The sequence below is a fragment of the Paenibacillus phoenicis genome (assembly GCF_034718895.1).
GTDB lineage: Bacteria > Bacillota > Bacilli > Paenibacillales > Paenibacillaceae > Fontibacillus > Fontibacillus phoenicis.
Map to the genome: position 1 here is coordinate 2,231,433 of NZ_JAYERP010000001.1, position 19,743 is coordinate 2,251,175.

A 19,743-nucleotide genomic window follows, 5' to 3' on the forward strand; every position below is an offset into this window, starting at 1 on the left:
CTCGGCTTAACCAACCAGCAGGGCGAACACGATGCCCGGGCCGTGCACCCCAATCGTGAGATCGTTTTCAATATCCGCTGAACGGCTGGGGCCGGAGATGAAGTGGATGCCGGCCGGCAGGGCTTCTCGCCCGGCCGCATCAAACGTCTCCAGCACCTCGCCCAGGCGGGTTTTTAGCCGCTCTACGGGGACGATGGCGAACAGCGCTGTCGGCAGCAAGCTGACCGAGCGCCCTTTCTCCGCCGCGGACTGAACGACCAGCGAACCGGTGTAAGCGACGGCATAGTCCGCCGCCACGATGCCGAAGTCCGCCTCTGCGGCCCGAGCGATCCACGCCTCGGAACGATGCCCGTTCCACACGGACACCCGGGCCCCTTCGGCGGCAAGCGCCTCATCCAGCCCGAGCTCCGTGAGTAGCGGATCGTCCTGGCGCAGGACATAACGGGCGCTAAGCTCTTGCGCTTTGGCCGTGATAAACGCCTTGGCCGCCTTAAGATCGGGAAGCCGTGCAACATGCCCCCCGGCTGCCGTAAAATTCTCCTCAAAGCGCGCAGCTCGCTCCTCCAGACTCCATTCCAGCTCGCGCCAATACGTTGGCGCTCCCTGAAACGGATGCACCGGTGCCTCCTGCTGCCGCGGCCGTTTCAGCTTCCCGGCAATCCGATTCATAAACTGCTCCTGCTTCTGCCGCGCTTCCGCTTCCTTTGTTTTCAGCCATTCGTTATATTCGTTATCCATCATTGGTTTGACCTTCTTTCCCCCGCTTTTGCAGTGCCGCTTTCATCCGTTCCTGTGCTGCCTGGGCGGTCACGGTGTGGGCAACGGAAGCCCGCAGCTCATGCTGAAGCGTATCCCAGCGCTCGCGGAACGGCTGGTTCGCCAGGCTTGGCGCAACACGATATCGGTTCCACCCCTTAAGCGGACCGATGCGCGCCGGGATTTCCCCGTTGCGTACGACAAGCCGTTGGGCAACTCTCCCCGCCTTAAGTGCCCGATGATACCGTTTGGCGCTGGACGTCACCGCAGCGAAGCCCTTCATCCCCGCCGTCTCCAGCTTGTTGCCATAACCTTGCTCAACCTTGCGCCGCCGCAAGTAAACGAGCATGTCGTGCAACGGGATTTTGACCGGGCACGCTTCATAACAAGCGCCGCACAAGCTGGAGGCCGAAGCGATATCGTCCCATTCCGCTACGTTTTTGTTGAGCGCCGGCGTCAGCACCGCTCCGATCGGGCCGCTGTACGTTCCGCCGTAGGCATGGCCGCCGATATGGCGATAGACCGGACAAGCATTCAGGCAAGCGCCGCAGCGGATGCAGTTGAGCAGCTCTTGAAACTCCGGATCGCCCAGCTGCTCGGACCGGCCGTTGTCGAGGATGATGATATGCATCTCCTCCGGACCGTCTCCATCCGCCGCACGGCGTGGGCCGGTGATGCCGGACATGTAGACCGTCAGCTTCTGACCGGTGGCCGATCGCGGCAGCAGTGTGGCCATCACCTCCAGATCGCTCCAGGAGGGGATGATGCGCTCCATGCCCATAAACGTGATTTGCGTTTTGGGCACGGTCGACACCATGCGGGCATTGCCTTCGTTCTCGAACAGCACGATCGATCCCGTTTCAGCGATGGCGAAGTTACATCCGGTCATGCCAATGTCCGCGGAGAGAAACTTCTCCCGCAGCTTCCGGCGCACAAACCCGGCAAGTACACTCGTCTCCGGCGGCAGCTCTACCCCAGCCTCGCGGGATAGCAGTTCGGCGATCTGGTAACGGTTTTTGTGAATCGCTGGGATGATGATATGCGAAGGTGCCTCCCCCGCAAGCTGAATGATATACTCCCCCAGGTCGGTTTCAACCGCCTCGATGCCCGCTTCCTCCAGCGTCCGGTTGATGTGCAGCTCTTCGCTGACCATCGATTTCGACTTCACGACCGAGCGGGCCGTTTTGCGGACGGCAATCTCCAAAGCGATCCGCACCGCTTCCTCCCCCGTTTCGGCAAAATGAACATGGGCTCCGTTCGTCCGGGCCTGCTCAGCAAACCGATTCAAGTAATAATCGAGATGCGCGATCGTATGCAGGCGAATTTGCCGCCCCCGTTCCCGCCATTCCTCCCAGTTGCCATGGTCCTCCGCCGCTTTGCGTTTCCCGTCCCGTAGACGCTCCGTTGTAAAGCGCACCGCTTTGCGCAAAAATTCGTTGTTGAGCGCCAGCTCTGCACGTTCCTTAACGGTACTCATGCCCCGCTCACCCCCTCGTACAGCAGCTCGGCCAGGTGCATGACCCGTACCGGCTGGCGGCGGTAACGCAAATGACCGGCGATGTTCATCAGGCAGGCCATATCCAGACCGGTCAGCACCTCGGCGGACGTTTCCAGCACGTGATCCGCCTTTTCCGCTACCATCGCTCCGGAAATATCCGCCATCTTCACCGCAAACGTTCCGCCGAACCCGCAGCAATCCTCCGCAAACGGGAGCGGGACGAGCTCCAGGCCCTTGACGTTTTGCAGCAGCGCCATCGGCTCCTCTTTGATGCCAAGCAGCCGGCTGCCGTGACAGGACGGATGATACGTGACCTTATGCGGAAACGCCGCCCCAAGATCGGTAACGCCCAGCACCTGGACGAGGAACTGGGTAAATTCATACGACTTCGCTTTCAGTTCCTCAGCCATCGCCAGCCGCACCGGGTCGTGCTCGAACAACTTCGGGTAATGATGGATCATCCCGATACACGAGCCGGAAGGTCCAATCACAAAATCGCTGTCCGCAAAAGCCTCCAGCAGCGTAGCCGCCGACCGCCGCGCTTCATCCCAATACCCGCTGTTAAACGCCGGCTGGCCGCAGCAAGTCTGACCTTGTGGGAATTCCAACCGGACCCCCACCCGGGCCAACAAACGGGCCATTGCTTCCGCAATACGCGGGTACACCGCATCGCCGATGCAGGTGGCGAACATCGATACTTTGATGTCCGTCTTAGCCGCTGCCGTTATCGTGTCCGCTTGATTCCTCCGCTCCATCCTCGCACCTCCCATGGTTTGATCTCCAACTCAGAAGCGAATCTTCACTCGCAAAGATTTCTGCCTTACCTTACAAAAGCTGCCGGAACGCCGCCGTCAATCGTCAGCATGCAGCCGGTTGTTTTCGCCGCCTTGGACGATGCAAAAAAGGCAACCCCTTCTGCGATATCCCGCGGATAAATATTGACCAGCAGCGTCGTGCGCTTGCGGTAATACTCCTCCAGTTGATCCGGCTCAATTCCATAAGCGGCAGCCCGTTCGTTCCGCCAATTGGAATTCCAAATCGCGGAGCCTTGCAAAATCGCATCCGGCAAAATCGTATTCACCCGAATGCCCAACTCCCCGCCTTCTGCCGCAATACAACGGGCTAAATGAGCCTCCAGTGCCTTGGCGGAGCTGTAGGCTGTGACGTTTTTGCCGGCATAAACAGAGTTTTTGGAGCCGATAAACACCATGCTTCCGCCAAGCCCCTGCTCCTTCATCAGCTTGAACGCTTCCCGCGCGACAAGAAAATACCCTGTTCCAAGCACCGACATATTCAAATTCCATTCCAGCAACGACGTTTCGGTGAACGGACTGGACGTGGCCAAACCGGCATTGTTGACGATAATATCGACGCCGCCATAGGTCAAAGCCGTTTCGGCATAAGCAGCCGCGACCTGCTCCTCCTGCGTCACGTCCATTTTCACCGCCAGCGCCCGGTTCTCCCCGTATTTGGCGTTGATTTCGGCCGCAACCTTCTGCGCCCCTTCCAGATTGAGATCCGCCAGCACGACATGAGCCCCTTCTTCCGCCAGTCGCCGTGCCGTTTCACTTCCGATGCCGCCAGCGCCTCCAGTGATAAACGCAACCTTGCGCGAAAATTCGGCTTCCAACGGAGCCAGCGACAATTTGTACAGCTCGAGCGGCCAATATTCAACGTTGTAGGATTCGTTTTCGCTGAGGGATACGAACCGGCCAATCGCCGTCGCGCCTTTCATCACCGCGATCGCCCGATGATACAACGCCCCGCTGAGCTTGGAGTTCACCCAACTTTTTCCAGTGTTTAACATACCGATGCCAGGAATCAAAATCACACGCGGCGCTGCATCGAACATCACGTCATTCGCCTGCTTGTTGCGTTCAAAATAAGCCTGGTACTGCGCTTTGTACTCCGCGGTGCCTGCCTTCAGCTTCTCCTTCAAACCGGCGACATCGGCGGCATCCGGCTTCCAGTCGATGAACAAAGGCACCACCTTGGTATGCACCAAGTGATCGGGACAAGCGGCGCCAACCTGCGATAGCTCGCCTGCATCCCGACTGCAAACGAATTCGAGCACATCCGCCTCATCATCAAACGTCACGATGACCGGCTTCTCCCCACTGGCCAGCCCCCGAACCAGCGGCATGATCTCGGCAACAATCGCCCGGCGTTGTTCAGCTTCCAACGGCTTGGCAGATTGCCCGCCAAATACGCGGCCTTCCTCGGCTTGAGCAGCGCTTTTTGCTTCAATATACGCTTCCGCTTCATTGATAATGGCTATCGTTTTGGCGTAGCACTCCTCCTGCGTTTCACCCCAGGTCACCAATCCATGCTTCTCCATCAGTACCAGCTCCGCATGGGGGTTGGCCAACACACCTTCGGCGATCATTTTGGACAACGTGAACCCTGGACGGATGTAGGGAACCCAGACGAAACGGTTGCCATAGATTTCCCGGGCAATGTCTTGGCCGTTGTCGGAGCAGCACAAGCTGATAATCGCATCCGGATGCGTATGGTCCACATGCTTAAACGGCAAAAATGCATGCAGCAGCGTTTCAATCGATGCCCGAGGGTGCTTGGCGTCGATCATGCAATTCGCCAGATAAGCCACCATCTCTTCATCTGTCATTTCCTCCCGCTCAAACAGCGGACGGATATCGTCCATGCGCAATCCGGTGAAATTGCCCGCTTTCATCGTCGCCAGATCCGAGCCGCTGCCCTTCACCCACATGACCTCGACGTCCCTGCCGCGGAAGTCCTTTTCGATTGTTTTGCTTGACGTGTTGCCGCCGCCCCAGTTGCATACCCGGCGATCTGCACCAAGCAGATTCGAACGGTAGACGAGCTGCTCCAAACCCGAGGATAAAACCGATGCTTTAGATGAGTCCCATAAGTGCTGTACCATAATCCCTTCGATTACCTCCATTTTGTTTTGTTTGGTTTTTTCTTTATTTTTGTTTGTTTTAATTTTAAACGATTTGGGTTGTTTTGGGTATAGCGCTTTCACAAAAAATTAACTTTGTTCTCTGCCTCTGTTGTCCCCCCATAGCCCCCTCTTTTGCACCATTATCCCTCTCGCTCAGGAGCTCTGGATTTCAGGGTCTCGGGAGGCTCAGTTTCCGAGAAGGAATCGTTGTTGGCCGCGAGGAACGGAGAATCGGCAGTAGATGACGGGGAACGTGGTATGGGCAACGGACAACGAGCAGCGGGTAACAGGCAACGAGCAATGGGCAACCAGCAGGGGGAAACGGGGAATGGGGAACGGAGCCCCGAGTTCTTCACCTGTCTAAACGGGATAATCGTTAAAAAGACCGGCAGCGAGTACCTCCTCCCCCACCCTCTCCCATCAAAAAAAAGAACTGATCCCCATAAGCAACTGAAGTGCTATAGGATCAGTTCTTCTTTCAACTTATTTTGCTTTTGCCGCCCACTTGGCCCCGCCCCGCAGCAGCTTTGCCACTTCTGGATGCTGGAACGAAGGCAGATGATGCCCCGGCATCAGGAACACCACTTTGCCAAGTCCATAAGAATGCGCCCAAGCCGCCGGCCATTCCTGGCCCTCATGGCGGTATGTGAGCAGCACCTTTTTGGCACAAAACGGATCAAATTCGAAGCGGTAAGGCTCCTCTGCCAGCGTAAACGGCTCGATTCCCTCCACAACCGGATGGCTTGCATTCCCAAAGTCAGCTGCCACCCCAAACTCCAGCTCTGTGTAAGGCGGATGCTCCGTAAATTTAGCGCCGATCAGTTGAGCCAGCTCCGGGCGCACCTGCAGCGAAATTCCGTTGTGCACGACAAGCAGACCGCCGCCGTTCGCTACGTAAGTGAGCAGTCCCGCCGCCTGCTCTGCGCTAACCGCCTCCTCCCAGCGGTCGGTGTACGAGATACAGAGGTCGTAGTTCTCCAGCGCGTCTCCAGCCAACTGGTCGTAGTCCAGGCTGACCGTCAGCTCGAAATCCTCCTTCAGGATCTGCTGTAACCGTTCCTGCACGGCATTTAGCGGATGATACGGCGCATCCGCGTTATTCCCGATCACCAAGGCTTGTTTCCGCACATGGCTCATCTCTTGTCTCCCCCTCCTTTTTTTACCAAGCGTAAGCTTGAGGTGCTGCACCGCCTGGGCCTGGGAAAATTTCATCCAATCGCTTCATCACCGCTTCATCCAGCTTGATATCTACCACCCGGAGCGTATCTTGGAACTGTTCGAATGTACGCGGTCCGATGATCGGTGCAGTCATGGCCGGATGCGCCAGCGTCCAAGCCAACGCCACGTTCGCTTCGCTTTCGCCCAGTTCCCGGCAAAGCGCCGAAAACGCCTCAAGCTGCGAACGGAACTTCTCATAGCGGTTGTCGTTGGCCGTGCGCGAACCCTCCAGCTTCTTCGCTGCGTTGCCGCCCAGCAAGCCGCCTTCAAGCGGGCTCCAGGCCACGACGCCAATCCCGAGATGCTCCGCCGCCGGCAGCACCTCCAGCTCCGGTAATCGGCAGAGCAAATTATATTTATGCTGCTCCGAGACCAGGCCAAGCATATGGCGATTCTTCGCCTCATATTGCGCCTTCACCAAGTCCCAACCGGCAAAGTTGCTGGACCCGACATAACCGATTTTTCCTTGGACAATCGCAATTTGGAACGCTTCCCACAGTTCATCCCAGGATACGTTACGGTCAATGTGATGCATTTGGTACAGCTCGATATGGTCGGTTTGCAGCCGGCGCAGCGAGCCTTCCAGATGTCGGCGGATTTTGTAGGAAGACAACCCTGCCGGACTATTTGGACCATCCAAAGGATCGCTCATATCGCCATGGACTTTTGTCGCCAGCACGACTTTTTCCCGGCGTCCTCCCCCTTGGGCGAACCAGCGGCCAATGATTTCTTCAGTCTTTCCGGCGTTCTTGCCCCATCCGTAAATGTTGGCCGTATCGAAGAAGTTCACTCCCGCGTCCAGCGCCGCATCCATGATTCGGAACGCTTCCTTCTCATCGGTGTTCACTCCGAAGTTCATCGTGCCTAGGCACAGCTTGCTCACTTTTAATCCGGAACGACCCAAATACGTATATTCCATTGCTGATTCCTCCATTTTTATAGAATAAGTTCACGAACGAAAAAAAGGCTCTAAACCTACCACGGCAAAACGTGTCCATCCACATCGAGGAATACGGGCTTCTCAAGAGGTTTGTCCTCCCGTTCCATCGCCTCGCGGATGATGCCCCACAGTTTGCCAGCGGATTGCTCCGGTGTGAGGGGAGCCGCGGCATCCTTCTCGCCGCGCATAAAGGTCTGCACCCAACCGGGATGCAGCACCAGCACTTGTCCTCCTTGCGCCTTTATGCCGTTGTGTACGACGTTCGAGTGCATATTCACCGCCGCCTTCGACATCGTATAAGCGAACCATCTGTCTCTGTAGCACTGGCCAACGCTGCCTGCTTCCGAGGAGATATTGGCGATCGTGCGACCGTTGCTGTTCAGGATCAGCCCGATTAATGCATTTGTCATACGCAGGCTTCCGAGCGCGTTCACGTTATATACCTGCAGCATTTCTTCAAAGTTCAGTTCGCCAAGCACCGTCGTTTCAATATCGCCCAAGATCGCCGCATTATTGATCAGCAGGTCGAGCGATTCCGTATGCTCCTTCACTTTGGCTGCTGCTGCCTGTACGCTGGCATCGCTGCCCACGTCCAGATCCACGAGGGTCAACTGTTCTCCGTACGCTGAAGCCAGCTCCGGCAACGCCTGTTCCTTGTGGTTAAATCTCCCGGCAAAGACTTGGTGCCCTTCCTCCAGCAGTTTGCGCACCAATTCCAGTCCGATGCCGTAATCAGCGCCGGTCACCAATGCCGTATACCTCATTGCCATCCACTCCTCTCCTTCGAAGCCCGCCCGTTCTTCCTGAGAAGGCCGCAATCTCTTTTATTGTAAACGCTTTTATCCAACGATAAAAGAGGGCATGCCTTTCGGCAGCCCCCTGCGAGTATGAGCTTTACAATGTGACAACGCCTTTTTTCAGAATTAGGTTAGCGTATAACGCCTTCTCCCCGGTAGAGACGATCGCATACGCCTGTTTGGCCCGTTCGTAAAAAGCGAACCGCTCGACCTCTTCAAACGGCTGAGCCGCTGGATGGTGACGGCTTACGATCCTTCGGTACTCCTCCCAGATTGGTGTTTCCACCGGATCACCGGGCATCACCGCCATCAATGCGACCGGATGGTCCACGTAACTGTCGAGCGGGAACAACGGCAGGATCGCTTCCAGCAAATCGGGGATTCCGTGGCCGTCGCAACGGATCAATCGCTGGGCATGGCTTGCGGCTGGAAAATTGCCGTCAGCAAGCACAATCTCGTCCGAATGCCCCATCTCCATTAATATTTTTAGCAGTTCCGGCGAAAGCAGGCTGGATATGCCCTTTAACATGGGATCGACCTCCCCAGTCGTTCGAATCGCTCGTAAGCGGCAGCCCAGAGGGCTGTGCGCTTCTCGTTCTCCGGCTCTGTCTCTTGCTTCGGCTCATACACTTGAAACGGGAATGAAGCCTTCACCAATTCCAGGCCTTCTTGCAGGTCTTTAAGCCAGCCGCTGGTCCGCAGCTGGACCAGCAGGTTGCCGATCGCGCTGGCCTCCACCGGTCCCGCCCATACCGGACGGCCGATCGCCTCCGCAGTTAAGCGGCAGAGCAGTTCGTTTTGAATGCCGCCGCCCACCATATGCAGCCCGGCAAATCGAGAGCCGGTCAGCTCCTCGGCCTGCTCCAGCACCTGGCGGTAGCGGAGTGCCAGGCTCTCGAGGATGCAGCGGGCGAAGGCCCCCGGCGAATCCGGCACCGGCTGGCCGGTTTCCCGGCAATACGCCCGGATCTCCTCCGGCATGTCGGCCGGATTCATAAACCGCAGATCATCCGGATCGATCAAGCTGCGCAGCGGCTCGGCCTGTTCCGCCAATTTCACCAACTCGGCGAAGGTATAGGCTTCGCCGGCCTGCTCCCATTTGCGTTTACATTCCTGGAGGATCCATAGGCCCATGATGTTTTTGAGCAAATGGTAGGTGCCGTCTACGCCGCCCTCGTTGGAAAATTGCCGCTCCAGCACCGCCGGCGTCAGCAAGGGCTTCGCCATTTGCGTCCCCAACAGCGACCAGGTGCCGCTGACAAGGTAGGCGAACGCCGGCGAATCTGCCGGTACCGCCGCCGCTGCGGACTCCGTGTCGTGCGAGGCGACGGCGATTGTTTTGATCGGCGGCACATCAAGCTCGGCGCACACCTCCGCCGTCAGTTCCCCGATCACGGTCCCTGGGGGAACCGGATCGGGGAAGATCGTGCTTGGAATGCCCAGCTGCTCCATCAACGCGGAGTTCCACGCGCCCCGCCCTGGGTCGAACAGCCCCGTCGTGGTCGCCATCGTAAATTCGCAGACCCGCCGACCGGTCAGGAAATAGCTCAGCAGATCCGGCGTCAACAGCAGCGTTTCGGCCAAGTCGAGCTTGGGGGAGCCGGCTTTTTTCATGGCATATAGCTGATATAACGTGTTAAAAGGCATAAACTGCAGTCCGCTTTCGCGGAACAATCGCTCCGCACCAACAAGGGCGGATACCTCTTCGACCAACCCTTCGGTTTGACGATCCCGATAGTGGTACGGGATGCCTAACAGCTCGCCGTTTCGATCCAACAGGCCAAAATCGACGCCCCAGGTGTCGATGGCACAGCTCTCCGGCCGATATCCGGCCTGGAACGCTTTGCGAATGCCGGTTTTGATCTCCCGCAGCAGCATCGGCGTATCCCAATGCAGGTGCCAGCCGATCTGAACCGGAACGTTCGGGAAACGGTGGATCTCGGTGATGTGCAACTTCCGAACGCCGGGCGCATCAGCAGTGGCACCAGTAGAGTTATCCGGGCTTTCGGAACGGATTTCGCCAATGAATGCCCGGCCGCTGCTCGCGCCCAAGTCAAACGCGAGGACGCAAGGAACGTGTTGTTGTTCCGATGACATGCGTTTTCACCGTCCGATCACTTCATTTTTTGAAGCAGCGCAATCCGGTAGTCTTCGCTTTCAAGTGCGGCGATATCTGCGACCTCCTGATCCGTTAACGGGACAAGCGTTCCCGCCGCTTTCGCGCTTAAGTAAATTTTCGCGCTCTCCTCCACAACCTGGGTCCGGTAGTAGGCCTCCCGCAAATTTCGGCCTGTCGTCACCAGCCCATGGTTCCCCAGCAAAATCGAGCTCGCCTCATTCACCTTCTCGGCGACTGCGTTCGCCAGCAATTCCGTGGTTGGGATCAAATAAGGGATAAATGCCGTTCGTCCAACCAATGCGGCCTGGTCCGGGAACATGATCGGCAACTCTCGCTCAATCAGCGTAAAAGCGATGCAATGGGCCGGGTGCGTATGCACCATCGCTCCCATGTCAGGCTTTTGGCGGTAGCCGTAAAGATGCATCAGCACCTCGGACGACGGGCGCAGGCCGATATCGGTCACCTCCCCGGTTGGGATATCCACTTCGATCCACTGCTCAGGCTCGATCTCCTCCAGCGCGAAGCCGCTGGGCGACAAGTACATCTTGTCGCCGGCCCGGGCGCTGATGTTGCCGCCCGGCCCTACAACCAACCCGCTCGCTACGATTTTGCGGGCATATTTGCACAGTTCTTGGCGCGTTTCCATGTTTTGCATTGCGTTGTTCTCCTTTTTTTATGATGCTTGTATCTTGTATGCCGAGTAATGGTTTATTTGTATAACGGCCCAAACGCAGCACATGCCCGGAAGTCGGCGCTCTCCGCATCCTCGGTCCCGAACAGGCCCCAAGCCCTTGGGCGGAACACCTTCTCCTTCGGCACGTTATGCATGCTGACCGGAATGCGCAGGATCGAGGCCAGCGTAATCAAGTCGGCGCCGATATGGCCATAGCTGATGACGCCGTGGTTCGCTCCCCAGTGGTCCATGACGTCGTAGACGCTGGTAAACGCGCCGCTGCCGGTCAGATTGGGTGCAAACCAGGTTGACGGCCACGTCGGGTCGGTCCGCTTGTCGAGCGTGTCATGCACATGCTCCGGCAGGTCCACCGAATAGCCCTCGGCGATTTGCAGCACCGGGCCAAGCCCTTTGACCAGGTTGAGCCGGGTCATCGTCATCGGCATGCCGCCGCGAGTCAAGTAGTCGGTGGAGAAACCGCCGCCCCGGAAATACTCCAGAGAAGCCGGCCGGAACTGCGTGGCTTGCAGCATGCGCCCGACCTCTTCCTCGCTGATCTCCCAGAACGGCTTGATGACAGGAGCGCCGTCTTTTATTTGCTCGCCGGTGCCGTCAAGCGCCGCCGAACCGGAGTTGATAAGGTGCAGGATGCCGAATGCTGCCCGGCCCTCCAGCTTATAGCCGGTCACCCGCTCCACGGATGCCGGGCTCCAGTACGTCCGCACATCGGCAAAAATTTGCGCCGTATTCGTCAGCAAATAGCCGAACAGCATGCCAACGCCGTTGAGACTGTCATTTTCGGTTGCCACAATATATGGCGCACGCGTACCGTTCCAATCAAACGACGAGTTGAGAATCGTCTCCATGAAATCGCCGTTCGGGAAATGATCCGTCCACTGGCGTTGCCCCTGGAAGCCGGAGGCGATCGCATGATGGCCTTGCGCTTCCTCCTCGTAGCCCAATTCTGCGAGGCGCGGGTTGCCGATCATCAGGTCGCGCGTGATCAGCGTCATTTTGACGACCGTCTCCCATTCCAGGTCTTTCCGCTCCCGCGAGGTTTGCAAATGGGCCGGGTTATTGTCCGGACCTTCTTGGCAGTTCTGCTTCACCCAAGCCAGCGCCACTTGGTATTCCTCGGGATCGTAAATCCCTTCCTCCATCCGCCGTGTGAACTCGGTCATGTCGATATACTCGTTGCGCATCCCCAGATATTCCTGGAAAAAGGCATCGTTCACCATCGAACCGGCGATCCCCATCGACACCGAGCCCATCGACAGATACGCCCGATCACGCATCATCGCGGCCGCCAGTCCGCTGCGGGCAAAACGCAGCAGCTTCTCTTGCACGTCGGCTGGAATCCGGTCATCGCCTTCATCCTGCACATCCTCGCCGTAGATGCCAAAGGCCGGGAGCCCTTTTTGCGCATGGGCGGATAATACGGCGGCCAAATACACCGCTCCCGGTCGGCCAGTGCCGTTAAAGCCCCATACCGCCTTCGGGATCTGCGGATCGGTATCCATCGTTTCCGTGCCATAGCACCAGCACGGCGTTACGGTGATGGACACCCCGACCTCCGCCGCCTTGAATTTCTTCGCTGCTGCCGCCGCTTCGGCCACGCCGCCGATGCAGGTATCGGCAATCACGCATTCTACCGGTTGTCCGTTCGGATAACGGAGCTCCGCCTCTAGCAGCCGAGCCACCGCCTTGGCCAAGTTCATCGTTTGCTCCTCCAGGGATTCGCGTACCCCTCTTCGTCTGCCGTCAATCGTCGGACGAATGCCGATCTTCGGGAAACCGTCCCGCCATCTGTAACCGTTTTCAACCATAGCCAATCTGCCTCCTTGGACAATGAATTATAGTCCCATTCTATAGTTCACTCCGCCCGTTCGAGAACCTACTATTTTGCCCTCTTGCCCGCACAACAGCGCAAAAAAGTGAACCTTCCCGCATATCCGCATCTGCCTATTCCTAGAAAATCCTCCCATCCTGCCTCACATCCGCTATAATGGAGCTATCCAATGTTCGGGAGGAACCCATCGTGCCGAAAATCGAAATTCCTTATCGCAAAAGCGACCGTTTTCGTTTCAAAAAAACGCCCGAATTACTCTACGCCGGCCAGGTCGTCGACGAGCGCCGCTTCTACGCGCCGCCGCAGATCCACGACTATTGCGAGATCCTTTATATCGTCGAAGGCCGCGGGGAATTCCGCATCGGCGGCACAATCTATGAAGTGCATCCCGGGGATGTCGCTGTCTATAATGCGGGCGTCCCGCATGAAGAGCGTTCAATCAGCACTGAACCGTTTAAGGTCATTTACTGCGGCGTTGGCAACGTGCATATCGACGGCGTACCACCGGGACAGCTGCTGCCTGCCTCCGTCGACCCGGTCATCCCGTGCGAGAAATACGCCTACAAGGTGGAGAGCTACCTGTCAGAAATGCTCCAGGAATGCGACTCCCAAGTGCTCGGATACGAAACGCTCAGCAATAACCTGCTCATGTCGCTGATCACGCTTCTGTACCGGATCGTGGACGTGAAGCATCCGTTTGATCCGCTGAAGGACAAGAACGAAATTACCGTCCGCACCAAGCAGTTCATCGATAAGAACTACACCCGCAGCATCACGCTCAAAGAGATCGCCGATACCCTCTACGTGAGCCAGCACTATTTATCTCATCTCTTTAAAAAAGAACTCGGCGATTCCCCCGTCAACTACCTCATTAACCGCCGGATTGAAGAGGCCAAGCGCCTGCTCCGGGAAACCAATGCGCCGATTCACGAAGTCGCCGCCCGAGTGGGTTACGGGAACGACAAATATTTCTCCATGCTGTTCAAGAAGGTGACCGGCCAATCCCCCAGCACTTTCCGGGAAATGAAATAAAGCCTTGCAGCGATGGGCTGCAAGGCTTATTTTTCCAGTTTCAATGGGTGACCTCCAGTTTGAATGCCATATGCGAGACGGCCTCTTGCGATGCCGGGCGATAGGGATAAATGATTTCCACGCAGCCGTCCCGTTCCCGGACGATCGGCTGCGGAGCCGCAGCTTCCACATGGAGCGACAATCCGGGGAAAGACCAGGCCGAGGAGGTCACGCCCGCTGCGGTCACCGCAGGGCCGCACACCTCGAAATAGACATCAAGCGCCTTGCCGGTCTCCAAGGTCACCGAGGCGGTCAATTTGCCCGGCGAGGCTTCCGCATCAACGTAATAGCCGCGCAGATGGGTGTTCCAGCTGCTCTCCGGCTCCCGGCGGATCAACCGTAACGAGTAGCGGCCTCCATCATCGCTCCGCCAGTGCATCGTCGCCGGATGCAGTTGGCCGTTCGTATTGCGGCTGCCCGAACACGCGCCGATCATCAGGTTTCGCCCCAGCCATGCGGTTGCCGTGCACACGAAGCGGTTCTCGCCAGGTTTATCCCTTTCGCACAGCTCGCGATATTGCCGGTTCACCATCCGCTCCTCCGGCTCACCAATCAGCTTCGGCTTTACATGCTCCGGCACATCCACGCCAACCAGCGCGATCATCGGATCATGCCCCGTCTCACAATTGACCGCGGCCAGATGCTTCAACCGCTCGCCAAACGCCAGGTACAAGAACACTCCCATCGAGCTGTGGGCGGTCATCTCCATCTCGTAGGCACGGGCATAGGGGCCAGCCATATTTTCCAAGCCCGGGTGATAAAATAACGCAATCGTCTCCCACAAAGCCTGTTCAATCGTATGTCCTATCGCTTTGAAACGATCGGTTCGAGCAAATTTACGGATTAAGCCGAGCACGGTGAGGTCGACTCCGTAATAGGTGGTCGAATTAAACTCCGCGAGAGTGTTGAATTCGGCGAATTCCTCAAGGAACCGATCGGCTTCATGGTCAGCATGACGAATCCACGCTTCATTGCCATAACGATACCCGTAATAATGGGTGATAAACAGATGCATCAGCTCGATGTTCGTATTCATCGGCACCGCATCCGACAGCCTGCGGTCGATGGAGCCGGTGACGGCTTTGATCATCGCTTCATCCATGCGCCGGACCAGCTCCCGGGGGAGCCGGGGCTCGAAATGCTCCAAAATCACCGCAAACGCGCAGGCGATAAACTCCCGCCAGTTCGGGTCATAGCTCCTCCAGACTGGGGGAATGACCCGATCGGCGGCCCTCGCCAAGGCTTCCTCCACGTCCTTCCTTCTTACGTTTTTTCTCCCCTCGCATTCTGCGCCAAGCTCCTCGGCCAGATGATCAGAGATCTTCTCCAACATGCTTGTAACGTAGTACGCGAAGCCCGGCCCGAAGCGCTTCCACGGATAACCGCCCCGGGGAGGGTCCGCAGCCTGCGGGGAGGTTTTAAACGTGCCGTGGAAAATTTCGTCCGGCGCATCGAATTGCAGGTTCAACACCTCATCCAAAACGGCGCAGGCACGTTCCACATCTCCTTCACCGTTCCGGATCAACAAACCGACAGCGTAGTGCGCACTGCCGCGGGTCGAATGCCACTCGCTCCGCCCGTCCTCCGCATTTCGCAGCATGTGTTTTGCCTCGTCATAATGACGATCCATCTCCTCCATCGCCTGCTTCACCAAAAACACTTGCTCCGGTGTCATTTGCTCCAGCATGCTGCTCGCCATCTTTCATCTTCCTTCCTTGCTAGACCTCAGGGCCTTCAACCGCAACACTTCCACAGCAGCCAGCATCATAATGCCGATGCCGTGATTGTCGTTTCGAACCGTCCGCAGATCCTCCATATAATAATCCGGAGAGAAGGAATACCGGGAACCGCTGCAAACGCCATGTACATTGCCCTGGCGGTCAATCACCTGCGCGGCGAGCCCTCTCCAGCCTTTAAGCGCCGCCTCGATGTAAGGCCCCTCACGATCAAGCCAACCGAAGCGGACGCCACGTGAAAAGGCATAAACGAACATCGCGGTACAGGAAGCCTCCAAATACGCATCTGGCCGATTGAGGACCTGGTGCCATAACCCGGAATCGGATTGAAGTGCGGCAATGCCTTGGCTTAATTCACGGAACATCGTCAGCAGCTCCTCCCGATCCTCATGCGTTTCGGGCAGCCGCTCCAGCAGCTCGCTTAACGAAAACAGTACCCAGCCATTCCCCCGCCCCCAAGGGATTAGGGTTGGTTGGCCGTATTTAAAATCATAAACATGGGACATGACCTGCTGATCGCTCATATACAAATAACGCTTAAACCGTAAAAACTGCTTCGCCGCTTCATTGATGGCGTCAGCCTCACCCGTCACCATCGAATAACGGGTGAGAAACGGGGCGCTCATATACAAATCGTCCGCCCACATCGTATCGGCCGAATATTCTCCTTCACAACGCCGGTAAAAAGCTCCGTCCTCCCGCCGCTCCAGCCGATGCAGCATAAAATCGGCGATCGTGTCCGCAATCTTGCGGAACTCGGCCTGCTCCGCTCCATCCAGATAAGCCTCCAGCATCGCGGATCCAAAGGATCCGCAATTATCGAGCATCCGCAGCAACACGAGCTGATGGTTGATCCCCGGAAAACCGTACTCCTCCCGGTCCCATAACGAGTATTCATACATTTCTGTGCAACTGGAAATATGGGAGAGTGCATACTGCCGGATGTCCGGGCGGTTCAATTCCTTCGCCGTGCGAAGCAAACCGTACATCGTCACGCCCAGCGGATAATCCCAGCGTCCGAAATTAGTTGCCCCTTCGGTCGTCCACTTATTGCTTAACATCGCATTCTCGTAAAAAGGCCGGACGCGCGTCTCCGGAGCATCCACCGCCCAGTAAATACAGCCGCCTAAGCCGTCAAACGGTTTCTTGAGCGTACGGATCTCTTGCGGCTTTAGCATCCTTTCCGCCGGAAGGGGGCCCAGGTACAACCACGTGCCAGGATTTCCATGAACCTTCACCGGTTCAGTGAAAGCCAGCGGCTTCCCACCGGCTTCCGCTGCCAGCTCGAAGCCCCAGCCTTCTTTTGCGTTTTCCGTTCGCACCACGATCTGCCGAACTCCCGGCTGAACCTCGGTTTGAACATGGAACGGTCCGCCGCCCGTAACCGTGGTGGCAAGACTATCATCCACCCAGATGTGCGTCGTTCCCCGAACGGTTCCGCTCAGCTCGATGCGATCGGCGGAGACCGGGATACGGACCGAGCTCCAGGCATAAGCCGCTGCAGGCTGAGCCGGATTGCCACAGATTCGTTCCAGATTCGGCAGTCCTTGTGATTGTTCCGGCCATTTTACTGCCGGAAACCATTCCAACCCAGTCGCCGCTTCAGATCCTTGCCAATCCGGATAAGCCTGGCCTTGGTCGCTTCCACCGAAGCAAGCCGTCTTCACCGGCTCGGAATACACCCAGCCAGCACTCCCCTGCCGGTCGGCAAACGGGGCTAAGACCTGCAGAATCCGTACCTTCGCTTCATCGGCCCCGAACCGGCAGCCGAAGCCGGAGGGAGTTTTTCGCGCCTCGATCAGCAGTGTGTTCCAGCCCGAGGTGAATACGAGCGGCACCTTAATTCGCGCCTTGGGGTCGAGTTCGTCAACAACCGTAGAATGGTATTCCAACTTCTCGTTTACGAACAGCCGCACCGGCCCCAACGGCTCCAAGACACCGTCGATCGCCCGCTCCCCGTCACTCCAGACCAGCCCGTACGCATAGACGTAATCACCATCCTCCGCATGCGGAAGCTTGGCGGGAAAGTCCATGTCATACAAGCCTTCTGCCGTCTGCAAAATTCCCGTTTTGGAGAAAGTGCGCAGCGCAAACGGGATCGGCGGATTCGCCCCGATATACCTTGCGGCGATCACTTCCAAAATCCGTTCGTCTTCGTCACCGAACCAATAATAGGAACTCTCCCGATCCTCGATATATTCGCCCAAGTTGATGTCTCCTTCCCTTCTATCCATAGCCATGTCTTTGTTTAGTGTGACAGCTTGAGTTCAAACGTCCGGTCATAAGGCGTCAACAGGTTGACGACGAGTGCCCGGCAATTGACGGGAACTCCGGTGTTATTAAGCCCCGCGGCCTTATGCTCCATCACGCCGCCATTTAGCTCAATCCAATCCTCACCGGATGATAAGCGGACCTTGCCTTGCTTCCAGAACAACATGCCGTTTTCCGCTTGTTCCACCGCCTCGCCGCCCGTCATCTCGCTTTCCTGGCCAAAGAGGAACGTAAGCTGCGTCAAAATCGGCTCCTCGCGAGCGCATTGAACGCGAAGGCTCCATCCCTCCGCGGTCTCCAAGACCTCGACTTCGACCCGATGCTGCTGCTCATGGGTAACTTCCCGCCGATGATGGGGCAGCAAATACCAGGGACTCACCGGCCCTCTAGCCGTTTCGGGCAAGAGCTCCTTCGCAACAGGGGCATAGTATCCCTTTCGTTCCGTTGCAGTTAAACGGTAGCCTGACTTTGCCCCTAGCCCTCGCTCTTGCTCATTCTCCTGCGCCTTACCTTGTCCCTGCACGTTCCTCTGCTCCTGTATCTCCTCAGCCGCCTGCTTCTTCAACAGTCCCTCCCCTTGCTTCTGCGACTGCTCCTGGCTTTTTCCCTGCTCTAGCTCCAGTTCCTCCATCTGCTCCAGTTTCACGTACCCTGGCGCAAACGCAGATGCAAGCTGCACCGCCAGCAGCCGCACGTTGCCGTGTCGCAAGGCAAAGAAGGAATTCGCTTCCGCCATCACGGTTGCACTCGTCTTCCCGTGACGATGCCGAGCGATCGGCGCGCCGAAATCGGGATGCAGCTTGCTGTGATAAATACGCCCGTGATGCCCGGCCGCCTCCATACCGCTTAAATAGTGTTCACGCGGAAAACTGCGGTTGAGAACGACCCGATAGTCTTCCGGCAAAGGGACAGGCGGGACCGCCGGCTGACGGAGCTCAGGATAACGAAGCAATCCCAGAAGCGCATGGTTCGGCAAGCCGCCCGGCTGCCTTAGCGAACGGCCGGCCAACTCGGCGATGGCCTCGAAGAGCGGGTCTTTGTCGCGGTACGCGAGCCATTTGGCGGCGAGGAAATACCCGCTTAAATCAAACGGACTGCCAAAATCCTGGCGTCCGGAATAATCCGTGACCACCTCTCCATCCGGGTGGATCAAGTACGCCATCATCCGCAGGTTGCGGCGGACCGGTTCGAGCAGCTCGGGAAGCTCCAATTGCTCGGCGGCAAAAATCAAGACGATGTCGCTGACCGCGTTATAGATCCCGTTGCTGCGCTCGGTCCACTCGCCGTCCTGCGTGCAGTCGATTCCTTCCGCGAGCCACGCTTCCGCCCGCTCCTTCAGCTCCGACCGTCCGGTCAGCTTGTACATGAACCCTAACGCCGAGCACAATACCCACCGATGATTTGGCGTATGGCATCCGCCCGTCAGGAGCACCGGAATCGTCCGCTCCAGGAAGAGGCGAATATCCTCTGCCGCTTTACGAACCGGGGCATATTCGGCCGCATGAGTACATAGCAGCTCATAGACCTGCGCAAGTCCGCTCACCACAAAAGCGGTGTCGGGCGGCGAATGCAGATTGGTCCAGGGCGGCGAAATCGAGCCGTCGGCATGCTGCGACCGCAGCATAAACTGCGCCGCCAGCTCCAAACGCTTTAGCAGCGTCTCCTCGTGATAAAACCGAGAATCCTCGTTCACCAGAGCGCATGCCCAGATGGCCATATCCTTTGGCGTTCCGCCGTGGCTCGGCCAGGCGATCCCGTTTGCCGGGTCGATCACCCCGCCATAAAATCGGCTGGCCGGATCAAGAACCTGCTGCTCCACCGCCGCTTGCGCAAACTCGTCGTTCATGGACACCAGCTTGTCGTAGATTTCGATTTCCAACCCACCTCCCCCT

General features: G+C 57.5%; 15 protein-coding genes. 1 reads left to right on the forward strand and 14 read right to left on the reverse strand.

Going from position 1 to position 19,743, the window contains the following annotated elements; translation table 11 throughout:
• Window positions 1–6 precede the first annotated feature (6 nt).
• The 11 genes from U9M73_RS10505 to U9M73_RS10555 all read right to left on the reverse strand — a co-directional run bounded on the left by U9M73_RS10505 (window position 7) and on the right by U9M73_RS10555 (window position 12,750).
• Window positions 7–738, reverse strand: coding sequence for a LutC/YkgG family protein (locus tag U9M73_RS10505; protein ID WP_323079110.1), 732 nt, complete (start codon window positions 736–738; stop codon window positions 7–9).
• On the reverse strand, window positions 731–2,233 hold the full coding sequence (locus U9M73_RS10510) for a LutB/LldF family L-lactate oxidation iron-sulfur protein (protein ID WP_323077223.1): 1,503 nt from the start codon (window positions 2,231–2,233) through the stop codon (window positions 731–733). The genes U9M73_RS10505 and U9M73_RS10510 overlap by 8 nt, the downstream gene beginning before the upstream one ends.
• Entirely contained in the window at window positions 2,230–2,958 is a 729-nt protein-coding gene (locus tag U9M73_RS10515; RefSeq protein WP_036644777.1) for a (Fe-S)-binding protein, read from the reverse strand. The genes U9M73_RS10510 and U9M73_RS10515 overlap by 4 nt, the downstream gene beginning before the upstream one ends.
• Window positions 2,959–3,074: 116 nt before the next feature.
• Entirely contained in the window at window positions 3,075–5,156 is a 2,082-nt protein-coding gene (locus U9M73_RS10520; protein WP_323077224.1) for a bifunctional aldolase/short-chain dehydrogenase, read from the reverse strand.
• Between the two features lie 504 nt (window positions 5,157–5,660).
• Window positions 5,661–6,314 carry a ThuA domain-containing protein gene (locus U9M73_RS10525; RefSeq protein WP_009224236.1) on the reverse strand — a complete coding sequence of 218 codons (654 nt, stop codon included), beginning with the start codon at window positions 6,312–6,314 and terminating at the stop codon, window positions 5,661–5,663.
• Window positions 6,315–6,336: 22 nt separating this feature from the next.
• Window positions 6,337–7,314 (reverse strand): aldo/keto reductase, encoded by a 978-nt coding sequence (locus tag U9M73_RS10530; protein ID WP_323077225.1) that lies wholly within the window; start codon window positions 7,312–7,314, stop codon window positions 6,337–6,339.
• Window positions 7,315–7,370: 56 nt separating this feature from the next.
• On the reverse strand, window positions 7,371–8,105 hold the full coding sequence (locus U9M73_RS10535) for an SDR family NAD(P)-dependent oxidoreductase (RefSeq protein ID WP_323077227.1): 735 nt from the start codon (window positions 8,103–8,105) through the stop codon (window positions 7,371–7,373).
• Window positions 8,106–8,229: 124 nt separating this feature from the next.
• On the reverse strand, window positions 8,230–8,661 hold the full coding sequence (gene fucU, locus U9M73_RS10540) for an L-fucose mutarotase (RefSeq protein WP_009224239.1): 432 nt from the start codon (window positions 8,659–8,661) through the stop codon (window positions 8,230–8,232).
• On the reverse strand, window positions 8,655–10,229 hold the full coding sequence (locus U9M73_RS10545; RefSeq protein WP_323077230.1) for a rhamnulokinase: 1,575 nt from the start codon (window positions 10,227–10,229) through the stop codon (window positions 8,655–8,657). Before U9M73_RS10545 ends, fucU begins: the two co-directional genes overlap by 7 nt.
• A gap of 17 nt (window positions 10,230–10,246) precedes the next feature.
• The gene (locus U9M73_RS10550) at window positions 10,247–10,906 is read right to left on the reverse strand and encodes a class II aldolase/adducin family protein (protein WP_323077231.1); all 660 of its coding nucleotides are present in this window, start codon (window positions 10,904–10,906) and stop codon (window positions 10,247–10,249) included.
• Between the two features lie 53 nt (window positions 10,907–10,959).
• On the reverse strand, window positions 10,960–12,750 hold the full coding sequence (locus U9M73_RS10555) for an L-fucose isomerase (RefSeq protein WP_260070989.1): 1,791 nt from the start codon (window positions 12,748–12,750) through the stop codon (window positions 10,960–10,962).
• A 212-nt stretch (window positions 12,751–12,962) separates the two neighbouring features.
• Between U9M73_RS10555 and U9M73_RS10560 the strand changes: the two genes are divergently transcribed.
• Window positions 12,963–13,805, forward strand: coding sequence for an AraC family transcriptional regulator (locus U9M73_RS10560; RefSeq protein WP_260070988.1), 843 nt, complete (start codon window positions 12,963–12,965; stop codon window positions 13,803–13,805).
• A gap of 40 nt (window positions 13,806–13,845) precedes the next feature.
• Here the strand turns inward: U9M73_RS10560 and U9M73_RS10565 are convergent, their stop codons facing one another.
• From U9M73_RS10565 to U9M73_RS10575, 3 genes are read right to left on the reverse strand one after another with little or no spacing between them, the layout of a single operon-like run.
• Entirely contained in the window at window positions 13,846–15,543 is a 1,698-nt protein-coding gene (locus U9M73_RS10565; RefSeq protein WP_323077232.1) for a hypothetical protein, read from the reverse strand.
• A 3-nt stretch (window positions 15,544–15,546) separates the two neighbouring features.
• Window positions 15,547–17,787, reverse strand: coding sequence for a glycoside hydrolase family 88/105 protein (locus U9M73_RS10570; RefSeq protein ID WP_323077233.1), 2,241 nt, complete (start codon window positions 17,785–17,787; stop codon window positions 15,547–15,549).
• A 41-nt stretch (window positions 17,788–17,828) separates the two neighbouring features.
• Window positions 17,829–19,730 (reverse strand): hypothetical protein, encoded by a 1,902-nt coding sequence (locus tag U9M73_RS10575; RefSeq protein WP_323077235.1) that lies wholly within the window; start codon window positions 19,728–19,730, stop codon window positions 17,829–17,831.
• Window positions 19,731–19,743: the final 13 nt, after the last annotated feature.